Origin of the sequence: Bacillus sp. SG-1 (genome assembly GCF_000181495.1) — a bacterium.
GTDB lineage: Bacteria > Bacillota > Bacilli > Bacillales > Bacillaceae_B > Rossellomorea.
Map to the genome: position 1 here is coordinate 265,281 of NZ_ABCF01000001.1, position 19,197 is coordinate 284,477.

The window sequence follows — 19,197 nt, forward strand, 5'->3', positions numbered from 1 at the left end:
TTCCTATTCTATCTGACTATCAAATTTTATAAGGGAGGGACGTTCAGCAGGATGGAGCATTTTCGCAGTATCATGTTGATGGTGGTAAAATTCTTTTTTGTTTCCCTTGGCCTGATCTTAATATCTGGGGTTATAGGGTTGTTTACAAATGGCATTAGTCTGGATTTCAAGCAATACATACTCAATGTTTGGGAGATTATTCGTTCATTGAGCAACCCTGGAGAAATGACCATTACGAACGAGTTAGGAAATACCTATCCAATGTTTCCAACTTTTTGGGCGTATTACAATTATTCATTGATCATCTTTCTGGGGTCTTTGCTGCTGGCAGTAATGATTGCATTTATTTTAACCTTCATGACCATTCGACTTCCTAGAAAATTGTCTGCATACTTGCTGAAAGTATTATCACTGCTAGAATCTATTCCCGATATTTTCATCATCATTATCATTCAATTTACAGTCATTGTTACTTTTAAAAGAACAGGAATTCTGCTGGCCCCCGTTGCAGGAGGAAACGACCCGGTTTATATCCTTCCGATTGTGACTTTGTCTATCCTTCCGACAATCTTCATCTTTAAGCTGCTGCTCTTGTTTGTCGAAGATGAATTGACCAAGCCCTATGTGGAACTGGCTGAAAGCAAAGGGCTGGGAAAGGTGTATATATTCTCGATGCATATCATCAGGAACTTCTCTTCCTCCCTGATGAACCATATGAAATCTTTCATTCTCATCCTTCTGTCTAACCTTATTGTTTTTGAGAGATTGTTCAACATATATGGCCTGACGCATTTTATTCTCGCATTTCCGCAGATAGATGTGATTTGTTTCAGCTTAATTCTTTTTTATGTGCCAATTTTTATCATACTTACTGCTATCGGTATCTTCATACGGTTGAAGACAGGGCAGGAAGGAGTAGCCGCATGATTATCAAAAGGCTTATTAGAAATCCTCAGTTCCTGACCGGCTTCATTTTTTTGTTCGGCCTTTTCACAGCAAGTTTAGTATATTACTGGTTTTCCGGGGATCAGGTCCCTAGAACCGGACTTTTAAAAGGGGAAGATGGGGAGTATCTCAGACCGCCTTACTCACCTTTGGAATTCCCTCCTCTCGGAACGGATAATTTTGGCCATGATGTTTTTTTGCTGATGCTGACAGGTGCGAAGTATACGATTGGGGCTGCGCTGCTGATTGCTTTCCTGCGGGTTGTTCCTTCAGTGCTGATAGGATTGGCAATCCATTTTTACTTTTATAAAATGAAGAAACTATTTGCCTCGATAGTGGATGCATTTAATTATTTTCCAACAACACTTCTGGCATTTTTACTGATGCAGTGGGTGATGATGTACGGCCCGTTAATGAATCCTGAAACCTTTGACTATTCATTCAGTGATAAGTTATTCATCTACATTACAATCTTGGTGGGTATATCCATGCCGTCAGTGTCTTTGTTATTCAGCAATGAAATCGAAACGATCATGAAGAAACAGTTTATTGAAAGTGCAAAAGTGCTGGGTGCCCTTAAACGTCACTTTATTTTGTTACACATCCGTCCCTACTTAGTTCCCCAAATCTATATCGTTTTCTTAAGAGAGTTCATTTCTGTGATGATTTTAATATCACACCTTGGTGTCCTGGGAATATTCATGGGTGGGTTTGAAATTGAAACCGATGTTTTTGATAATAATAAAATGCTTTCGTTATCTCATGAGTGGTCAGGTTCCTTAGGGGCATGGTGGGAATTTCTTTGGACCACCTACCCTTGGATTGCCTTTATCCCTGTTCTGTTCTTCACGTTGACAGTATTGGCAGCCAAAATGATGCTGCTGGGACTGACAAAAGCCCTTGAAGAAGCGGAGGAGATACCAGCAGGAAACGAAAAGTATGGTAATCACAGCTTAAACACAAAAGAGAAGTTTGAATTGGTCAATGAAAAGGTTAAATAGCAGTGGAGTTCACTAGAAGGCCCCTTACTAAAGGCTGGCATGACACTTTGAATCGCTCAGCCAAGTGCATAATTCTGCCCCTTGGTGTCACGCACATGGGAGCAGAAATAAGAAACGACATTATTTTACACATTCATTTAAAAATCGCTAGATATTCTTAAAAGAACGCTGTGTTCGTATAGATTGTTGCTATCGGAAAAATCCAAAGGGCCGGATTTTTCCCTCGGGTACAAGGGCTTATCTAACTGAACAGGGTGAATTGCCCTTTTCTTTCTTGTTTACCAGGATAATTCCTGTGAAATATGTCTCTTTCTCTTGAATTTCATACTAAATAGCAACAAAGTTTTAGAAAAGAGCCTAAAAGAATGACAATCAGTAAAATTTTTAGAAGGATTTTCCTTCGAAGTATCGAATAGAGGTACTAACAGGATTGCCTAAAGGAGCGTGTACTTTATGAGTATTGAATTTACCAGTAAAGAAGAAATTGCCGAGTTTATTAAGGCGAACCGAGACAACTTTAAAGAAAAACTATTATCGGAAGCTGTAAACGTTAGAAACAAAATCAATGATATCTTAGAAAAAGGAAATATTGATCTATTAAAAAATGCAGAAAAGCTTGCCCTCTTCATTGCTGAAAACAGGGAAGATGAGCTGGTGGATTTTGCGAAAATAGAAGGGGTTGCCTGGGCGGAGCATTCTCTTACACTAGCATTCAAATTGGAATGGGTTCATGCTATCAGGCGTACGCTATGGTATTTTCTTTATCAATACGACAAAGTGAATGAGGACCATCCATTTTCCCGAAAGGAATTCTTCGATTTGGAGAAAAGGATCAATGACTGTGTTGATCAGTTCCTTAATACTTTCTTTATCAGTTACTCTGATTATAAAGATCAGCAGCTGCTGTCCCAAAGAAAGCTAGTCGAAAACTTATCCGTACCGATCATTCCAATCAACAGCTCGATAGCGGTGCTTCCTTTGATCGGAATGATGGACACAGATCGCGTTAAGACACTTGAAGAAAAGGTATTAATGGGAATCAATAATATGAGAATTCATACTTTAATCATTGATCTGTCTGGTGTTGCCGAAATGGAATTGGACGTCATCGTTCAGTTTGAAAAGATTTTAAACGGAATTCAAATGATGGGATGTAAAGCTGTCCTTACGGGATTGAGGGTCGAACTAGTCAGGAAAATGATCAATGCAGGTGTTTCCTTTGAACGTCATGTGGAAACAAAAGCTACTTTGCAGCAGACATTGAAAGAGCATTTAGTATTGGAAAATGGAATATAGGATTATAAAAGGCTCTTTTCGTAAACTTTGTTGCTATTTAATACAAACTATAAAAAATACTTACTTAATTAACTAAAAATAGCTGATAAACAAGAAGAAAAGAGCTAATTCACCTTATTCAGAGAAAAAAGCCCTTGTCTCCAAGGGAAAAATCCGGCTTTTTGGATTTTTCCGAGAGCAACAATATATACGAAAACAGCGTTATAAAAAGATACAGGTTTTAGGACTCTAAAAGGAGGGCTGATTTCAAAATCGGCTCTCTTTTATGTGTTAAAATGTAATTTTCGTCTCAAGGTTGATGTGTAAACGCGATATAGGCTTAGTTTGTGGTCACGCACCTGGAGTGGAAATCTATATATTTACATCAATAACAGCAATACTTAGAAAAAAATGTGAAGAAATGAAACTTTTTAGACAGGGTTAATCGTCAAATAATAAATCCATACACAGGTGAGGGGAAAAGGGAGCTGCAGCATGGATAAAAGCAACCGAAATTTGTTACTGGAAGAAATCATGAAAGAGTATGGAGATGAGTTGGTCAGACTTGCCTATTCCTATGTAAAAGATGCAGATATTGCAAAAGATATCACTCAGAATTCTTTTGTTAAATGTTATAAAAAGCTTGATTCATTCAGGGGTGATTCCAAAATAAAAACATGGCTGTACCGGATTACCATCAATGAATGCAAGGACCATCTAAAGAGCTGGAACCATAAAAAAGTACAAGTGCTGGATTACATACAGGAAAATACGAAATCCCAGCTTCCTTCAGCTGAAACGACAGTGCTCAAGGAAGCCAAGAATCAGCAAATTAAAAATATCGTACTTTCACTGCCAAAGAAATACAGAGAAGTGATTCACCTATATTATTTTGAGTCATTAAACATTGAAGAAGTCGCAGAAGTAACCGATCTTGCTGTGAATACTGTGAAGACCAGGCTAAGAAGAGCAAAGCAGAGGTTAAAAATTAAACTGGAGGAGGCCGACGTATATGAAAGATAAAGATTTAGAAAAATCATTGAAAGAATTTCATCATACCGACCTCACTTTTACGAAAGAGGACAGAGAAAAAGTGTTCCGAAAGATTGAGGAGGAAGAAAGACAAAAACAATCAGGCATCCTGCAATCTTTACGTTATCGGGCAGCTCCACTAATGGCAATGGCTGTACTCTTGTCGCTTTCAGTAATCCTCGCTTTCTCTTTTATTAGCGGCACGAACAATCAAAATGCTGATCAGGCGGAAAAGCTGACAGCCTTGGAACAGAATCAACAGACGACTCTGTTATTTTTAGTAACCAATGAAGATCACAGAACGGATCTCCATTTGCTCATCTCTTACAGCAAACACAAGGGAAGCATCAATCTCCTTTCACTTCCCTCGGATACTTATGTCCCTGTTGTAAAATCGGATACAGCAGCAGAAAGTAAAGATAAACTTACCCATATATACGCTTATGAAAAGGGTTCACAAGCAGTAAAGGAATCAGTGTCAGAAGCACTGGGAATGCGGATTGACTATTACGCAGCTGTTAAGGTTGATGAGTTTGAATTTATGCTAAGATCCTTGGAAGGAACTGAATACGAATCGGAAGGAGATGTATCATGGACTTCCCCGGAAGGTATTCAGGTAAACCTGGACAAAGGCCTGAATTCCATAGATGGGAAAAAAGCTGTTGAGCTCCTGACTGCACATGTTCCTTGGGAAGAGAATGTAGACGGTTGGGATGAACAAGACAAAATGGAATTGTCGGGAGCAGTGTTGAAAAACTTGCTGAAGCAATTAGGGACTAACAATATTAATCTTTTATTTGGCAGTGCAGAAACCAATACGGAACTGGAGAAAGTTCTTGGCGAGATGGCGGCGACTAAATTAAATACAATGGAAACGATCTCGTTAAATGATGAATTGGAGCCTGCATCGATTAATGATACTCATTATCTTCAGTTCAAGGAAGGTGCTGCCGAGCGGATTAAAAAGGAACTAATTACTTTTGATTGAGGTATTTGTTATTTAATGAAATACCCTGGGGGGATCTGTACCCCGGGTTTTTTCCTTATTGGTCTGTAATTGTAATAGCAGCAGTCTGTAAAATGAAATGGTACATCCCAGAAAGCAAACGAAAGATATTCTCTAAACGAGAAAAAAGGAGGATGAACATGGAATACGTAAAAGAGTTAAGAAAAATAGTAGGCACACGTCCATTGATCTTGCCGGGGGCCGTTGTCCTGATTTTTAATCACAATAATGAAGTGCTCCTTCAGCATCGAACGGACGGAGGTTGGGGACTGCCTGGAGGCTTGATGGAACTTGGGGAAAGCCTTGAGGATACAGCCAGGCGTGAGGTAAAGGAGGAAACGGGACTAACAATTGGAGGACTCCAATTGGTTAATATTTTCTCGGGGCCGGACTATTATTTTAAAGTTCCCTCTAATGGAGATGAACTCTATTCAGTTACAGCTGTTTATTTTACTAGAGAGGCAAATGGAGAACTGATCATAAACCGGGATGAATCTGTTGATTTAGAGTATTATAGCCTTGATGACTTGCCGGAAGGGTTAATCGATGAGTACAGAGGTTACATAAAGGCTTATATCGAGAAGTCATTAACTGTTGAAAGGCAATCATAATGGGTGCTGAGCATTCTTTATCAGCCGGGGCAGTAGTCTTGAACGATGAAGGGAAGATCCTTCTTATCCGGGGGCAAAAACGGGGCTGGGAATTTCCGGGAGGTGTTATCGAAAGAGGGGAATCGATAGCCGTTGGAATTATTAGAGAAGTTGTGGAAGAGTCAGGAATTATCATGGAAATAACAAAGTTTTGTGGAATTTATCAGAATCTGACAGAGGGTGTCTGTGCGACCTGCTGGCTTGGAAAAGCGGTTGGTGGAGAACCAAGGAGGAGTGAAGAGAGTCTGGAGGTAGGTTTTTTTACCTTGGAACAAGCGCTGGAGATGGTCACTTGGGGAAACTTCAGCGAACGGATACAGAAAATATTGTCTCCTGAAGACCAGCCATTCTTTGTCCCGTTTTAAAAATAGCGACTCATATTTTATTTGGGGAACTTCTGTAAAAAGGAAGTTCTCTTTTTTTATAGAATACGAGAGATATGGTTAAACATAAAAGTTGCGTGCGGATTCAGCTCCTTAGTGAGTGTTCTTTATCCTTTTTTATAAGTCAGAAAAAATTTCCTAATACACCGAACCATTTCATTAGTTATGGAGTAATACAGTTAAACAGAAAAGGAAGGGGGATGACATGGAACTGCAGCTCAATGAATCAGATGCAGCGAATCTATACCGTGACCATAAAAATTATGTATACAGGACTGCCCTGATGCTGACGAAGTCTAGAAGTTTGGCAGACGACATTACACAAGAGACTTTCATCAGGGTTCTGACAAACTATCATAAATATGACCAGCTGCGCCCGATTAAACCATGGATATATACCATTACGATCAATGTGACCAGGTCCATCATGAGAAAGCAAAAATGGATCAATACATTTTCCATCTTTACCGACACCATGGAAGATGACCAAATCAATTCAATTGAAGAAATCTTTATGAAAAATGAAGAAGTGAAGGAGATATGGGATGCGGTGAAACAGCTGTCCCTGAAAAGCCGGGAGATTCTCATCCTTCATTTTTATCTGGGCTTAACGTTAAGAGAGTCTGCAGAAACATTAAATATCCCTTTGGGAACTGCAAAATCCAGGTTAAATACAGCATTGAAACAACTCCGGCGGATGGATAACCACAGGTTCTTTCGGGAAGGTGGCGATAAGGTTGAAGGATGAACACTTCTCTAAACTTTTTGATGAGGTGGATAAAAACGAAGAAACATCTATCGAGTTTGATACGATCTGGAGGAAGGCGAACAGGCGACGTTGGCTGGATAAGTATTTTCATTCTCTAAAACATAATCTGGCAATCCTTTGTACTCTTTTGATATTGGCGCCGGTTATCGGAAGCTTTATTCTCAACAGTCCTTCCCTTGACCAGTCTTCCAAGGAAGCCGCTTTTCATCATAAACAGTATGTCATCGAAGGAGAGACCATCAGAACGGAAGAGAAAGCAGTCCTTAAAGGAGAGAGTGCTCTTCCGCATGGTTCAGTTCTTCAAGCCAAGTTAGTAAAGGACGATTTAAAAACAGTCGTTATGGAAGAGGAAATTGTAATTGAAAAAGGGGGTTCTTTCTCTGTGTCTTTTGAGGTCCCCCAACAAAAGGAAGACTATGTAATTATGTTGGAATTATTTCCTCATCTTCAAAGCGAGAAAATCAGGAAGATTCTCGGACACAAAGGAGAAAAGTTATACAGCAGCAGCCAGGTTGCAGGTATTTACCACTATATTATTGATGATACCCTTCATACAGGCGTCCGTTTATATGGAGAAGCAGACAGGGAGTATATGAACGAATCGAAAAAAATGTTCGGCAGCTTGAAAAGTTCCATTCCGACAGTTAGGGGGAACTGAATGAAATTCCTTCATCGGTTGATCATTTTCCTGATATCAATTGCGGGTATCATTCTTGCAGGAGGGCTTCCTGCTTTGCTCGCCGGACTTAATGAAAAGGACCTGTATTTCTCCCACTATTGGCGGGATATAGAAGAGATAGTACACGCCCTTGTTAATCCGGGAGCCCTCAAATATACAGTCATCGGCGGACAGAAAGAAAGAGAGTTGTTTCCGTATCTCTTTGATCCCATTTTTTATTCTTTGACCATCCTCTTCTCTGCATTCGTTTTAGCTTTGCTCATTGCAATAGGAAGTACAATCCTGACAATGCTTTTTAGAAAAAGGGTGCGAGACAGGATTAAGATGGTATTTTATTTGTTCGAATCACTGCCGGATCTCTTCATCATCATGACTGTGCAGCTCGCTATTATTTACTTTTATAAAAAGTCAGGCATCCTTCTTTTCAATACGGCTTCAACTTACGATGACAAAGCATACATGCTGCCAATATTCCTTCTGGCAATACTGCCGGCGATCCAGCTTTTTCGAGTTACCCTTATTTCGTTTGAAGAGGAAATTCAAAAAGATTATGTCCTGCTTGCAAAGTCAATTGGTGTTGGTAGAATCATGATCTTAGTCATACATGTTCTGCGGAATAGCATCATTACGGTGTTTTTTCAATCAAAGAAGACGGTGTGGTTCATGCTGTCCAATTTATTTGTGATTGAGCTCCTGTTTAATATTCCGGGTATAACAAGGTTTCTGATGTCCACGATGCAGCCTAAATTATTTGTGCTTGCGCTTCTCTCGATTTTTATTCCACTATTTGTTTTTTACAATTTGGGAGAGCTGTTCCTTTCTAAAAAAGCAAATAGAGGGGAGGAGCTTTAGTGAAAAGGAGTATTTGGAAGCATCCCTTTTTTCTGACAGGCTTTATTCTTATTGTTATTTTGCTGATTAGCAGCTTTGTCTATAGTTTCCTATGGGGAAATGAAGTCAGAAAGCTCTACTATATTTCTGAAAATCATGTGCCTGTCGAGTCCACACCTATCTCTCCAAAATGGGCGTATCCGTTTGGCACGGACCCACTCGGATTGGATATGTTGGGCAAAGTAATCATTGGGGCGAAATACACCATAATATCAGCGTTCACCATAGCATTTTTGCGTCTCATCTTATCTTTTCCAGTAGGAATCATCTTGGGTATTCACCTCGAAAAATACAGAAAATTCATCAATGGTACGGTGGATTCCTTTCACTATATTCCCCTCTCCATTTTGGCTTATTTCTTGCTCTTCCCCATACTTTGGGAGCCTCCTCAGGGATTTTCAACCACTATAACAGAACGCTTTTTTCTGGAAATCCTTATTCTGACTCTCCTGACGGTCCCGGTCCTCTCCTCACTTTTTGGAAACGTAATTGCCCGGGTTTATAAGGAGGAGTATATTTTGGGGGCAAAAGTTTTGGGTGCCGGCAAGTTCCGTATTATCCTTAAGCATATTCTCCCTGCAATGAGGGGTAGGATAGTAATTTTATTCGGCCAGCAGGTAATTCAAACATTGATCATCTTCATCCACCTCGGACTGTTAAAACTTTTCCTGGGAGGGACGGATGTGGACTACCAGCTTGTAGCAGATCCACCAAGGTCGATCACCTACGAGTGGTCTGGATTGATTGGCGATACATTCCGTTATCTGCAAGGTGCTCCTTGGGTTCCCTTAACGCCGATCCTGTTCTTTGCCGCCGTCATGTTTGCGGTTGCTCTTATGATGGAAGGGTACATCCAGGCAACATCCGGCTATTCTTATTATGGAAGGAAGTTTAAGAGTAGTGTTTTGAGTGCTGATAAAGATTTTAAACATGAGGTGCGGAAAGAGGATTTTAGGAGAGTGCAAATGTAGTATTCGAGAAGGACGTTGTTTGTCTAAGCGTCCTTTTTGTCATGGTCCTAAGTTTGTTTGCTCGGATTTTGAAATATTTGAAACATTTCTATCACTCCATTCGTCTTATAGTGGGGGAGAAGTATGAAATTTATAATTTTTATCATAAGTATTATTGTTTTGTTTTGGGTTACTGAGAAACTGTTGACAAAATGGCTGGGCAAGGACACACGAAAAATTTCCGACACGGAAGGAAAGTTGCTGGATCGCTGGGGAAGAGGAGTCATCCTTCTCATTGCTCTCGTTTTCCTTACAAAAGTCGGGGATATGTCCGACCAAAGGCTTGCCATGAATATATATTGGATTTCATTTATCATTGTGTTTTTAGGTTTTCAGTCCTTCATGCAATGGAAGTTTTTAAAAGGGTCCAAAGAGTATTTGAAAACTCTGATCTTTTTGGGTATTGCCTTATTCTGCTGGGGTGTAATGAAGGTCATTGGTATTTTAGTAATATCCTAGGAAAAGGGTGAGGACCGTGATAGTTTTCATTCTTGTAATAATGATCACCTTATTTTCGATTGAGGTATCGGTAAGAAAAACAGTGAAACAGAATGAGGAAATGATTGAGCTGTTAAAAGGGCTTCAACCTGACTCAAGAAAAGAGTGAGAAATCTGGATGAATTTAATTAAGAATATGTTTTGATTATTGAGGAGCAGGTGGGAATTTGAATACATTTACATATAAAACAGAAACAGAGAGATTAATAGTAAGACCCTTAGCTGAGAAGGATTACTCTGAATGGTATAGAGGATTTAATGGAAGACGAGCTTCGCAGTATAGGCATGATCAGGGAAAACTGGATATGGGCGAATGTACGGAAGAATGGTTTTCTTCCTTGGTTGAAAAGCACCAAACTCTGGCTTCGGAAGATACCGCTTATGTGTTTGGAGTATTTGGTAAAGTGAGTGGGAAACACCTTGGCATGGTTGATTTTTCAACATTGGCAAGGGAGGACTTCCAATGGGGGAGACTTGGTTACAGCATCCATAATCAATATTGGGGAAATGGGTTTGGAAAAGAAGCTGTCGCTGGCGCACTGGAAATCGCTTTTTCAGAACTGAAGTATCATCGAATCGAGGCACATATCAATCTTGATAACCAGGCCTCCATTCGTTTGGCTGAAAGTGTCGGGATGGAATTTGAATGCATTAGGAAAGCGTTCATCTACGAGTTTGGTGAGTGGACGGATAACCTGATTTATTTTAAAAATAGCCAGGGGTGAAGTGTATGAGTATTCATTTTCAGGCGTAAGAACTGGCGGAAGGGGTTTTTGCTGCTATCGCCAAGCAAGGAGGAGGAGCCGTCGGGAATGCCGGTTTTGTGGACCTCGGAAAAGTACCTACAAATGGCTAGTCATTTTCAGGTTTAGTAGATAAAGAATTAACCTGCGTGAACTAACCTGTATAAAATGGTAGATAGGAATATAAAAGAAAGTCGGTGACAAGTTTGGATTTTCTGAAATCTATGGCCATGAAGCCCAAAAAACGTTCGAAGCTTAGGATACAACTGGGGACCGCCTATTATCGTGCCAAAAGATACATGGAGTGGACGACATCCACAGAAACCTTCGCCAAGAATCAACACAAGGAATTACTTCCCTCTACTGCGTTCAAACATCAATCTCTTCTGCTTCGGAAGCTAAAAGACGTGGAGATGTGGTACCAATATAACAAAATAATCAATTTAAAAATTGCCGTCAAGGCATTGGACGGAATAGTCATTGAGCCCGGAGAAACCTTTTCCTATTGGAAGCTGCTCGGAAATACAACGAAACGAAAAGGCTATGTCGATGCGATGATTCTTCATTACGGCTCTTTTAAACCGGGCATTGGAGGCGGTCTTTGCCAGTTGAGCAACTTGATTTATTGGATGACCCTGCATACCCCCTTGACGGTAACGGAACGGCATCGCCACAGCTATGACGTGTTTCCGGATTCCAACCGGACTCAGCCCTTCGGCAGCGGAGCAACATGTGCGTATAACTACCTGGACCTTCAAATCAAAAATACGACCGACGCGCCATACCAGCTCCATGTCTATCTGAACGACACTCACCTCGTTGGAGAATGGAGAACGATCCATAAGCCTCTGCAGTCATACGAGGTCTATGAAAAAGACCACCTGATTACATATGAACATTGGGGCGGATATATCAGGCATAACCGACTGCACCGCAAAGTTTTCAGTTCTCAGCGGACGTTGATAGACGATCAGTATATAACAGAAAATCATGCCTTGATGATGTATGAACCACTGCTTGAGCAGAAAGAAGACGTGGTCAATTAAGTGTAAAAGGTTTGTGGAGATCCGAGGCTAGGTGAATTGAGGGGTTAGGCGGGCTCTTGGAAAGTTTAAAAGGGGAAAAGCGAGCTCGTTTAGCGGTTAGGATGTCTCATGGAAGGTTCATAAGGCTAAAAGTGAGCAAAATCTGCTTCTAACGGGTCCCATGAAAGTAATTAAATTTAAAAGAAACCCAACTTTTAAAGGAGGGGGTCGAATTGAAGAGCACAAAACTACGGATGGCCTGGATCACTTTAAATATCTTCTGCTATGTCATGCTGATGGGTGTTTCATTGTTTGTTGCCGTGAGAGCTGAAGGGCTGGCTGATATTAACCGGCTGTCAGTATGGGTTGTTGCCGTGCTCTGCCTGCTTTTTGTTTCGGTTTTCGGTAGCGTACAGTTATACACATGGATGAATAATGGTGATATTTAAGGTAGGAGGAGAATAGTATGCCGCTTGAGCAAGAGATAGTGCCAAAGTTATTGGCTGGATTTTCAATCGTCATGGGGGGAACGATCCTGTGTGTTCTTCTACTATGGGTAAGAACGAAGAGAAATTCGGCAGGGTATTTATGGATGCTCATACATTTTCTCATTTTTTCTGCTGCTGTTTATATTTTCATCCAAGCTATGAATTACAGAGCTGATCACACAATGGTTTCAGAGGAGATATCCTTGAGAGTCGGTGTGGCAGGAATGACTTGGGCTGTGAGTATGAAGTGTCTGGTCATAAGTTTGTTCTGTTTCTCAAAATCTCGTAGTGTAGTTGATTAAAAAAGAGGTGTTCAGAAGATGGCACAATCTGCAATGAAAATAAAAATGATTGATATGCAGGATATCCAACTGGTTGGTTTCAGGGTTCTTTGTCCCGGCGACCAATATATAAATGAAATTCCCGTGGCAGCATATAGGCTGGAGAATCACACTCATGAAATTAAGCATCTCGTAAACCCCCGCACGCAGATAGGAGTTTTTATCGCAGGTGAATGTACAGATGAAGAAGATGGTTACTGGATCTGCAAGGAAGTGAGCAAGTTTGAGGGAATTCCGGAGGGTATGGTGACGCTTACTGTTCCTCCCCGGCGTTACGCAGTATACCATTACCAGGGTGTCAATTCTCATATCCGGAAGGCTTATGAAGACCTTCATAATTGGATTGATGAACGAAATTTTAGCAGGTTGACGGGAACCTGGTGTCTTGAAATCTATCATGATTGGAAAGACAAAGGTCGCCTTTCTGTTGAATTGCTTGATCCCATTAAATAACGAACAGACGAATACTCTCCCGAACCTCAAAAAAAAGAGCATTATCATAAGGTGAATTTACTGCCAAATTAGAATATTCTTTACTTATGAGACATATCATTTTACACTATGAAGTGCAGTAAAATTTTCCATAAAACTATTTTTTGAAGGAGGAGAAAAGGATGATTAAATTTATCGATGTTATTCAGGAAAGTAAAAAATGTGAGGTTAGATCATTAAAGACGTAGCTCAGGAGGATCATATGAAAACGAAAACAGAACAAGTGAAAATAGTAGAATACCATGAGGGCCTTGCAAAAGGAATTGCGAAAATGTGGAATGAAAGCCGCGAGAACTGGGGTGGAGATACAGGTATAACAACCGGACAGGATGTCATAGAAAAAGAGGCAAACTCTACTAATCTCCATTTATTTTTAGCTATGGCAGGAGATGAGGTTGTAGGTTACTGCGGGCTGTCTCAATATCGGGAAGACACGGGTGCATTGTACATCCCATTGCTGAATGTACACCCAGGGTATCAAGGGTTGAAGATCGGCAAGAAGCTGGTCTTAGAAGCATTGAATAAAACAATAGAATTAAAATGGCCACGCTTGGATTTATTCACATGGCCGGGCAATACGAAAGCCGTTCCGCTTTATAAGAAATGCGGTTTCTTTTGGGAAGAAAGAGATGACAGTACTCATTTAATGAACTTCATTCCAATGGTGATGCAAATAGAATGGCTTCGTCCTTTCTTTGAAAAACATGACTGGTACACCACCAGTCAGCGCGAAATTACAGTGAAGCCGGATGGTGTAAAAGAACATGACCATACCTTCTTTGAATACAAGTGGCAGGCAGGAGAAGAATTTGTCCGAGTGCAAATTGAACGTACAGGGCGCGGGATACGACTGATTGAAACCCAGGATCTGTTTTTGGAAGTCAGCTTGCCTGGCTTTAAACTGCTGGAAAAAGAAAAGCATCCTGTAAAATACCGAGTTGTGAACAAAACAGGAGAGCCGCTTAATGTTTCCCTTTCAGGTCATGCTGATGAGATTGTTGAACACTCATTCCATCATTCAGGTCAAGTGGAAGAAGAATGGACAGGAGAGTTTCCGGTAAGCCTGTCAATTCCTGACCGTGAACCAAGCCCATGGAAGACACATCCGGTAGTTAGTTCTATCGTTAACATCAATGGGATGGATTTTCCGTTGAAAGTAGGAGTGTTTCCAAAACAGGCTGCTAAAGTCTTTGTCCGGTCTACCAATAAAAATTGGAGAGCAGGGCAAAAAGGGCTGGTCCATCTTGATATTGAAAGCCAACTGGACGAAGAATGTACATTAAGTATTCAATTGCCTGAGAATCCCGTTCTTAAGTGGGAACGGAGAGAAGTAAAGGCTGTATTGAAAGGGAAAGAAAGAGCTTCTTTTCCGATTCCTGTCAAACTGAAAAAAAATGATTTTTTATCAGAAGAAATAGAAATAGTTGTATCACGGGAAAATCAGCAGCCTATGAAAATCCAAGCTAAAATGGCATTGGCATTTCCTGGTTATGGAAGTAAGTTTGGCGGTGAGACCGATGAACACTGGTATGGTTATAACGGGCCATATTATGTAGAAGTGGAAAAGCGGAATCATATCGTGAAAGTTGGATCAATTTACTCTTCAGGGGAGGCCTTAACCTTCTTTTCACCTAAACTGGGAAAACCATTCAGTGAAGAGTTCTCAAAGAAGGAAGCCTCAACGATCGAATTCATAGAGCTTGTTGAAGGGTTCGTAATGAAGACTACACTGGATTCTGAAGCCTTTCCTTCACTTACGTTGAATACCTATTTAAAGATCTTTGGAGACGGCTACATTGAGATGAATCATGAAATAGTCAACAAAGGGACTGAGGCGAAAAAGGATGTTTATCTCCTTCAGCCTGTGTATCCACAGTTTAAAGGCATGGCTCTTCCTCAGAAGGATGGAGTAGTTGTTGGTACAGAGGCTGCCATTCCGTTCATCGACTATATTAAAGATAAAGAGATCTCGGAAAACTGGTTTTTCATCAAAGGAAATCAAGGGGATACCACTGGATTGACTTGGCCTGAGACAGCCAATGGAAGGAAAGACGAATGGCGTTTCGGCGTTGAGTATAATGTTGAGGAACTCCAGCCGGAGGAAGAAATCTGCTTTGGCCCTGTCGCAGTAGGTATTAATACTTCCCGTACGTGGAGACAATGGCGTGAATTCATAGTAGGCGAAGATATACCTGACCTGAAGGAACAACCCTTGTATGCTCTTCAAACAGCAGATGGTGATGTTATTTCTTCTGTTGGCCATACGGTGGAATATTCATTCAGGTCGATGCTGACTCCTTATGTACACGGAAGTCTTCGATTGAACAGTGATGGTGAAAATTATGAGGGCGCTGCTAAAAAAGCGGATGAGGTCACGAAGATCGATCTTCAGGTGGAACATAGCTCTCCGGGGATAAAACGTGTTAATGGAAGCTTCCGTGCACCAGGTCAAAAAGCAGTCTTTGAGTCCATTCAGCTAGTAAAAGGCCGGACTGAAGTCATGGTGGAAAATAGCGATGGTAACTGGTCTGTCGATAACGGTGCCCTTTCGTTTAAAGCGTCACCTGCTTATTTTCCGGGAATCTATTCCTTAACAGTGAACGGTAAGGAAGCCTTGCATAATCAGTATCCTGAAGCTGGACCAAAAGCATGGTGGAACCCTTGGGGTGGCGGGATTCGCTATTATTTCCAGAATGTCAGCCCATACTCGATGATGAAAGAGAATACGAAAGTCGAGCCGGTGAGCAGGATTGACCAAAATGGCCATACTTGGAAAGGCCTTTGCCTGACGACTGAGTTTACAGAACATGAAACCATGAAAGGGACGACGTTGAAGCAGTACGCACTTACCCTGCCAGAGGTCCCTGTCCTGGCATGCTATGGAGAGATTCTTCAAAACTCCGGCCGTACATTCAAAGGAGAACTGCTCGATTTAGAAGCATTTTTCAAACCAGGGGATGAACTTACTTCATGCTTTGCCAAGGTGCCTTCCGAAGGAGTAGTTGAAAAATATTTTGCCGGCATTGAGGAGTTCATGCTCGGTGACACAGAATATGTGACAGTGGGGTCAGAAGATTGGGAAAGCAAAATCACCTTCATTCATTCTGCCTCCCGCAGACTGTCTGAACTTTATATGAATCAAGAAGTATTTGTCACAGCATCAACAGAAGAATGGTCAGCATCAAGTGGAGAAACATATACCACGAAACCGACCATCCTGCTGATCGGTGAAGAGGAATACTCAGAAGCCATCAACCCTTTTAAAGAAATTACGTTCCGATAAATCAAATTAGGGACAGTCCCCTGTTACATTTAGCAGCAGGGAACTGTCCCTCTTCAATTTAACAAGGCTCTTTTCATAAACTTTGTTGCTATTTAATTTGTATTTTAAAAAATATAGGAATAATTCACAGTAAATATCCTGTAAGTAAGAAAGAAAAGAGCTACTCTCCCTGTTCAGAGAGTAAAAAACCTTGTACCCAAGGGAAAACCGGCTCTTGGGATTTGTCCGAAAGCAACAATCCATACGAATGCACCTTTTACAAAGGAGGAATACCGATGAATCTTCATGTGAATGGCCGCATGTTCACTATAAGGAAAGCCAAACAAGAAGATATCAGCAAAGTTTTAAGCTTGCTGGTTGAAGCTGCAGAGTGGCTGAAGACAAAGGGGACAACCCAGTGGAATTATTATTTGACTGATTTAGAAGGAAATATGGGAGAAGTGATGGAATCCATAAACAGACAAAATACCTATCTTGCTGAAATTGAAAGAGAGGCAGTCGCATCCCTTACTCTTGAAGAGGAACCTGGCGAGTGGGACATGGAGATATGGGGAGTAGAAGCGGCTCAAGGTGATGCGGTTTACATGCATAGACTTGTTGTAAACCGTGAATATGCCGGTCTAGGATTAGGTGAAGCCTTGATTGAGTGGGCAAAAAACGAGGTAAATCATCGCGGGAAAAAGTATATCCGTTTTGATTGCCTGTACAGTAATGATGGTTTAAACTCCTTTTATCAACGACATAACCCTCTCAAGGGGGTTGCTGATGTATATGGGAAACATTCGAAATATGAAATAACTTTTTGAAGGGTTTAAAAATATGAACAGTACATGGAATAAAATCATTTATAAGGTTTGGTCTCCAATTTATGACCAATTGTTCAATAGAGGGTTGTTTTTGGATGCAAGAAAGAAAGTTTTTACAGGGCTGGAGTTACCTAAAGGAAGTAAAGTACTATTTGTCGGGATAGGTACTGGAGCAGACCTTGAATTCTTTAATGATAGATTGCTGGACTTGACAGCCATCGATTTTTCCAGTGATATGTTGAAAATAGCTCGAGGGAAGTACAAAAACTCAAATATAGATTTTGTTCAAATGGATGCACAGGACATAAATTTCCCAGATGATTCTTTCGATTTCATTGTTGCCAGCCTCATTCTTTCGGTTGTGCCTGACCCTTTGAAAAGTCTGCAAGAAATGAATCGGGTGTTAAAGAATGGCGGATCGATACTGATATTCGATAAGTTTTCATCTAATAAGAGTGGCTTCTATCTTACAAAGATTCTCCGGCCGGTCATCAAGGTCCTTGGTACAGACATAGGGATTAATCATTGGGAACTAATTAGTAAAATGGATGGTGCCCTGCGTATTCAAAAGGACGACCCGGTCATGCTCAATGGAATGTATCGCAAATTATTAGTAGAGAAAGTAGAGGGGGAAGGATATGCCCGACAGTAAAGATTGTCCTTTTTGCAACCCGCAAAAGGACCCTGAACAAAATATCGTATTTGAAAATGATACTTGTTTTTTTCTTCAGCATAATGATCAACAGGATGTTTTGGAAGGCTGTGGCGTTATAGTGCCAAAAAAGCATCATGCCAACGCTTTTGAACTGACCCAAGAAGAATGGAACGATACATACGAATTATTACAGGAAGCAAAAGCATACCTGGACGAGAAATTTTCACCCGATGGATATACGCTTGGCTGGAATGTAGGCGAAGTTTCCAATCAATTCATTTTTCACAGTCACCTCCACGTGATCCCCCGGTATAATGACGAACCATTAGCTGGAAAAGGGCTTCGCTATTGGCTGAAACAGCCGGAAAATAAGAGGAACCTATAAAGGAGTAATTTGTAGGTAAGTGATTGGAATGCATTGATTCGCATTCTCAAGGTGCTGGAAATGGTAGGTCGATTTTTAAAATGACCACCAATCGAACATTATTTGGTAGGTCGATTCAGGATTTTGGTAGAAAGACACACAAATCAGCGGTCGATTTGTATGTAAGTGATAAAAAAGCTAAGATACACCTTCCAATGAGGGCCGCTAAGAAAGTTGCTAGAGTATTTAAAGTTGTCACCGATCACTTAAAAATACAAACATAAATGAGGTCAAACTGATGAAAGAATATAAATGGGCAGGGTCTGAAAATTCCTTTGTGGATGAGGTTCACATGAAAGAGATTGATAGGGTAGTTGTCGGGCACTTTGGCGGAAACTCGTCTGCGGGTCAAAGCAAAAATGAAGATGGATGCCTTCTTTGGTCTAACAAGGAGAAAGATTGGGAGTTTGCTATCCTGCTGGATGCTCATAACACAGCTCAAAGTGCCGAGCTTGTCATTTCGGAGTTTTACGAGCGGAAACAAGAGATATTGAATCTTCTGGACTTAGAGTGTGAACCGGCCTTCAATCAGATCAATGATTTGATTCTTCAAACGTTTAAAGGAGAGTCTTTTCAGGAGGCTTGCAAAACCATCAAGGGGGAGACTGCCTGCCTTTTTGTCATCAGAAAAGAAAACTTCCTTTCCTGGTTTTCCATCGGCGACTGTATTCTTAACTTGTATCATCCTGATTTGTCCAAGCTTGGAGAATATCAGCAGAACCACCGCAGCTTTTTTGAGTGGGTTGGCCAAGAAAGCACTTTTAATAAATCTGTTCCTTGCTACAGTACCGGCATATAAGA

23 protein-coding genes are annotated in these 19,197 nt (G+C 40.9%); all 23 read left to right on the plus strand.

Features of this window, described 5'->3' with window-relative positions; genetic code table 11:
* Positions 1–51 precede the first annotated feature (51 nt).
* The 23 genes from BSG1_RS01365 (at position 52) to BSG1_RS01475 (ending at position 19,195) form a co-directional block, all read left to right on the plus strand.
* Entirely contained in the window at positions 52–927 is an 876-nt protein-coding gene (locus tag BSG1_RS01365; RefSeq protein WP_006834988.1) for an ABC transporter permease subunit, read from the plus strand.
* Complete coding sequence (locus BSG1_RS01370) at positions 924–1,946, plus strand: hypothetical protein (protein WP_006834989.1); 1,023 nt, start codon at positions 924–926, stop codon at positions 1,944–1,946. Before BSG1_RS01365 ends, BSG1_RS01370 begins: the two co-directional genes overlap by 4 nt.
* 453 nt (positions 1,947–2,399) lie before the next feature.
* The gene (locus tag BSG1_RS01375) at positions 2,400–3,242 is read left to right on the plus strand and encodes an STAS domain-containing protein (protein WP_006834990.1); all 843 of its coding nucleotides are present in this window, start codon (positions 2,400–2,402) and stop codon (positions 3,240–3,242) included.
* A 474-nt stretch (positions 3,243–3,716) separates the two neighbouring features.
* On the plus strand, positions 3,717–4,244 hold the full coding sequence (locus BSG1_RS01380; RefSeq protein WP_006834991.1) for a sigma-70 family RNA polymerase sigma factor: 528 nt from the start codon (positions 3,717–3,719) through the stop codon (positions 4,242–4,244).
* The gene (locus BSG1_RS01385) at positions 4,234–5,241 is read left to right on the plus strand and encodes an LCP family protein (RefSeq protein ID WP_006834992.1); all 1,008 of its coding nucleotides are present in this window, start codon (positions 4,234–4,236) and stop codon (positions 5,239–5,241) included. Before BSG1_RS01380 ends, BSG1_RS01385 begins: the two co-directional genes overlap by 11 nt.
* Positions 5,242–5,399: 158 nt before the next feature.
* On the plus strand, positions 5,400–5,870 hold the full coding sequence (locus tag BSG1_RS01390; RefSeq protein ID WP_044022169.1) for an NUDIX hydrolase: 471 nt from the start codon (positions 5,400–5,402) through the stop codon (positions 5,868–5,870).
* Positions 5,870–6,274, plus strand: a complete 405-nt coding sequence (locus BSG1_RS01395) for an NUDIX hydrolase (protein WP_006834994.1) — start codon at positions 5,870–5,872, stop codon at positions 6,272–6,274. Before BSG1_RS01390 ends, BSG1_RS01395 begins: the two co-directional genes overlap by 1 nt.
* A gap of 223 nt (positions 6,275–6,497) precedes the next feature.
* Complete coding sequence (locus BSG1_RS01400) at positions 6,498–7,040, plus strand: RNA polymerase sigma factor (RefSeq protein ID WP_006834995.1); 543 nt, start codon at positions 6,498–6,500, stop codon at positions 7,038–7,040.
* A complete protein-coding gene (locus BSG1_RS01405) occupies positions 7,030–7,719 on the plus strand; it encodes a hypothetical protein (protein ID WP_006834996.1) in 690 nt (229 codons plus the stop codon). Before BSG1_RS01400 ends, BSG1_RS01405 begins: the two co-directional genes overlap by 11 nt.
* On the plus strand, positions 7,720–8,592 hold the full coding sequence (locus BSG1_RS01410; RefSeq protein WP_006834997.1) for an ABC transporter permease subunit: 873 nt from the start codon (positions 7,720–7,722) through the stop codon (positions 8,590–8,592).
* The gene (locus BSG1_RS01415; RefSeq protein WP_006834998.1) at positions 8,592–9,602 is read left to right on the plus strand and encodes an ABC transporter permease subunit; all 1,011 of its coding nucleotides are present in this window, start codon (positions 8,592–8,594) and stop codon (positions 9,600–9,602) included. The genes BSG1_RS01410 and BSG1_RS01415 overlap by 1 nt, the downstream gene beginning before the upstream one ends.
* Before the next feature lie 123 nt (positions 9,603–9,725).
* The gene (locus tag BSG1_RS01420; RefSeq protein ID WP_006834999.1) at positions 9,726–10,100 is read left to right on the plus strand and encodes a DUF4181 domain-containing protein; all 375 of its coding nucleotides are present in this window, start codon (positions 9,726–9,728) and stop codon (positions 10,098–10,100) included.
* A 16-nt stretch (positions 10,101–10,116) separates the two neighbouring features.
* Positions 10,117–10,248 (plus strand): hypothetical protein, encoded by a 132-nt coding sequence (locus BSG1_RS21495; RefSeq protein ID WP_269479305.1) that lies wholly within the window; start codon positions 10,117–10,119, stop codon positions 10,246–10,248.
* A 58-nt stretch (positions 10,249–10,306) separates the two neighbouring features.
* Entirely contained in the window at positions 10,307–10,864 is a 558-nt protein-coding gene (locus BSG1_RS01425; RefSeq protein ID WP_044022171.1) for a GNAT family N-acetyltransferase, read from the plus strand.
* A gap of 242 nt (positions 10,865–11,106) precedes the next feature.
* Positions 11,107–11,928 carry a VanW family protein gene (locus tag BSG1_RS01430; protein WP_006835002.1) on the plus strand — a complete coding sequence of 274 codons (822 nt, stop codon included), beginning with the start codon at positions 11,107–11,109 and terminating at the stop codon, positions 11,926–11,928.
* A gap of 212 nt (positions 11,929–12,140) precedes the next feature.
* Positions 12,141–12,356: a hypothetical protein gene (locus BSG1_RS01435; RefSeq protein WP_052302339.1), complete on the plus strand. Its 216-nt coding sequence runs from the start codon at positions 12,141–12,143 to the stop codon at positions 12,354–12,356.
* A gap of 17 nt (positions 12,357–12,373) precedes the next feature.
* Complete coding sequence (locus BSG1_RS01440; RefSeq protein WP_006835004.1) at positions 12,374–12,697, plus strand: hypothetical protein; 324 nt, start codon at positions 12,374–12,376, stop codon at positions 12,695–12,697.
* A gap of 18 nt (positions 12,698–12,715) precedes the next feature.
* Entirely contained in the window at positions 12,716–13,189 is a 474-nt protein-coding gene (locus tag BSG1_RS01445) for a GyrI-like domain-containing protein (protein WP_006835005.1), read from the plus strand.
* A 241-nt stretch (positions 13,190–13,430) separates the two neighbouring features.
* Positions 13,431–16,511 (plus strand): GNAT family N-acetyltransferase, encoded by a 3,081-nt coding sequence (locus BSG1_RS01450; protein ID WP_006835006.1) that lies wholly within the window; start codon positions 13,431–13,433, stop codon positions 16,509–16,511.
* Positions 16,512–16,786: 275 nt separating this feature from the next.
* The gene (locus BSG1_RS01455; RefSeq protein ID WP_006835007.1) at positions 16,787–17,317 is read left to right on the plus strand and encodes a GNAT family N-acetyltransferase; all 531 of its coding nucleotides are present in this window, start codon (positions 16,787–16,789) and stop codon (positions 17,315–17,317) included.
* A gap of 13 nt (positions 17,318–17,330) precedes the next feature.
* A complete protein-coding gene (locus BSG1_RS01460; protein ID WP_006835008.1) occupies positions 17,331–17,969 on the plus strand; it encodes a class I SAM-dependent methyltransferase in 639 nt (212 codons plus the stop codon).
* Positions 17,956–18,357, plus strand: a complete 402-nt coding sequence (locus BSG1_RS01465) for an HIT family protein (protein WP_006835009.1) — start codon at positions 17,956–17,958, stop codon at positions 18,355–18,357. Before BSG1_RS01460 ends, BSG1_RS01465 begins: the two co-directional genes overlap by 14 nt.
* Before the next feature lie 277 nt (positions 18,358–18,634).
* Positions 18,635–19,195 carry a protein phosphatase 2C domain-containing protein gene (locus tag BSG1_RS01475; RefSeq protein WP_006835011.1) on the plus strand — a complete coding sequence of 187 codons (561 nt, stop codon included), beginning with the start codon at positions 18,635–18,637 and terminating at the stop codon, positions 19,193–19,195.
* Positions 19,196–19,197 lie beyond the last annotated feature (2 nt).

What these genes read in the sequence shown, in the direction of transcription:
- BSG1_RS01420 (WP_006834999.1), top strand. Translation starts at nt 9,726, where the DNA reads ATGAAATTTATAATTTTTATCATAAGTATTATTGTTTTGTTTTGGGTT.
- BSG1_RS01380 (WP_006834991.1), top strand. Translation starts at nt 3,717, where the DNA reads ATGGATAAAAGCAACCGAAATTTGTTACTGGAAGAAATCATGAAAGAG.
- BSG1_RS01440 (WP_006835004.1), top strand. Translation starts at nt 12,374, where the DNA reads ATGCCGCTTGAGCAAGAGATAGTGCCAAAGTTATTGGCTGGATTTTCA.
- BSG1_RS01465 (WP_006835009.1), top strand. Translation starts at nt 17,956, where the DNA reads ATGCCCGACAGTAAAGATTGTCCTTTTTGCAACCCGCAAAAGGACCCT.
- BSG1_RS01400 (WP_006834995.1), top strand. Translation starts at nt 6,498, where the DNA reads ATGGAACTGCAGCTCAATGAATCAGATGCAGCGAATCTATACCGTGAC.
- BSG1_RS01475 (WP_006835011.1), top strand. Translation starts at nt 18,635, where the DNA reads ATGAAAGAATATAAATGGGCAGGGTCTGAAAATTCCTTTGTGGATGAG.
- BSG1_RS01430 (WP_006835002.1), top strand. Translation starts at nt 11,107, where the DNA reads ATGGCCATGAAGCCCAAAAAACGTTCGAAGCTTAGGATACAACTGGGG.
- BSG1_RS01370 (WP_006834989.1), top strand. Translation starts at nt 924, where the DNA reads ATGATTATCAAAAGGCTTATTAGAAATCCTCAGTTCCTGACCGGCTTC.
- BSG1_RS01445 (WP_006835005.1), top strand. Translation starts at nt 12,716, where the DNA reads ATGGCACAATCTGCAATGAAAATAAAAATGATTGATATGCAGGATATC.
- BSG1_RS01375 (WP_006834990.1), top strand. Translation starts at nt 2,400, where the DNA reads ATGAGTATTGAATTTACCAGTAAAGAAGAAATTGCCGAGTTTATTAAG.
- BSG1_RS01365 (WP_006834988.1), top strand. Translation starts at nt 52, where the DNA reads ATGGAGCATTTTCGCAGTATCATGTTGATGGTGGTAAAATTCTTTTTT.
- BSG1_RS01455 (WP_006835007.1), top strand. Translation starts at nt 16,787, where the DNA reads ATGAATCTTCATGTGAATGGCCGCATGTTCACTATAAGGAAAGCCAAA.
- BSG1_RS01395 (WP_006834994.1), top strand. Translation starts at nt 5,870, where the DNA reads ATGGGTGCTGAGCATTCTTTATCAGCCGGGGCAGTAGTCTTGAACGAT.
- BSG1_RS01390 (WP_044022169.1), top strand. Translation starts at nt 5,400, where the DNA reads ATGGAATACGTAAAAGAGTTAAGAAAAATAGTAGGCACACGTCCATTG.
- BSG1_RS01450 (WP_006835006.1), top strand. Translation starts at nt 13,431, where the DNA reads ATGAAAACGAAAACAGAACAAGTGAAAATAGTAGAATACCATGAGGGC.
- BSG1_RS01385 (WP_006834992.1), top strand. Translation starts at nt 4,234, where the DNA reads ATGAAAGATAAAGATTTAGAAAAATCATTGAAAGAATTTCATCATACC.
- BSG1_RS01460 (WP_006835008.1), top strand. Translation starts at nt 17,331, where the DNA reads ATGAACAGTACATGGAATAAAATCATTTATAAGGTTTGGTCTCCAATT.
- BSG1_RS01410 (WP_006834997.1), top strand. Translation starts at nt 7,720, where the DNA reads ATGAAATTCCTTCATCGGTTGATCATTTTCCTGATATCAATTGCGGGT.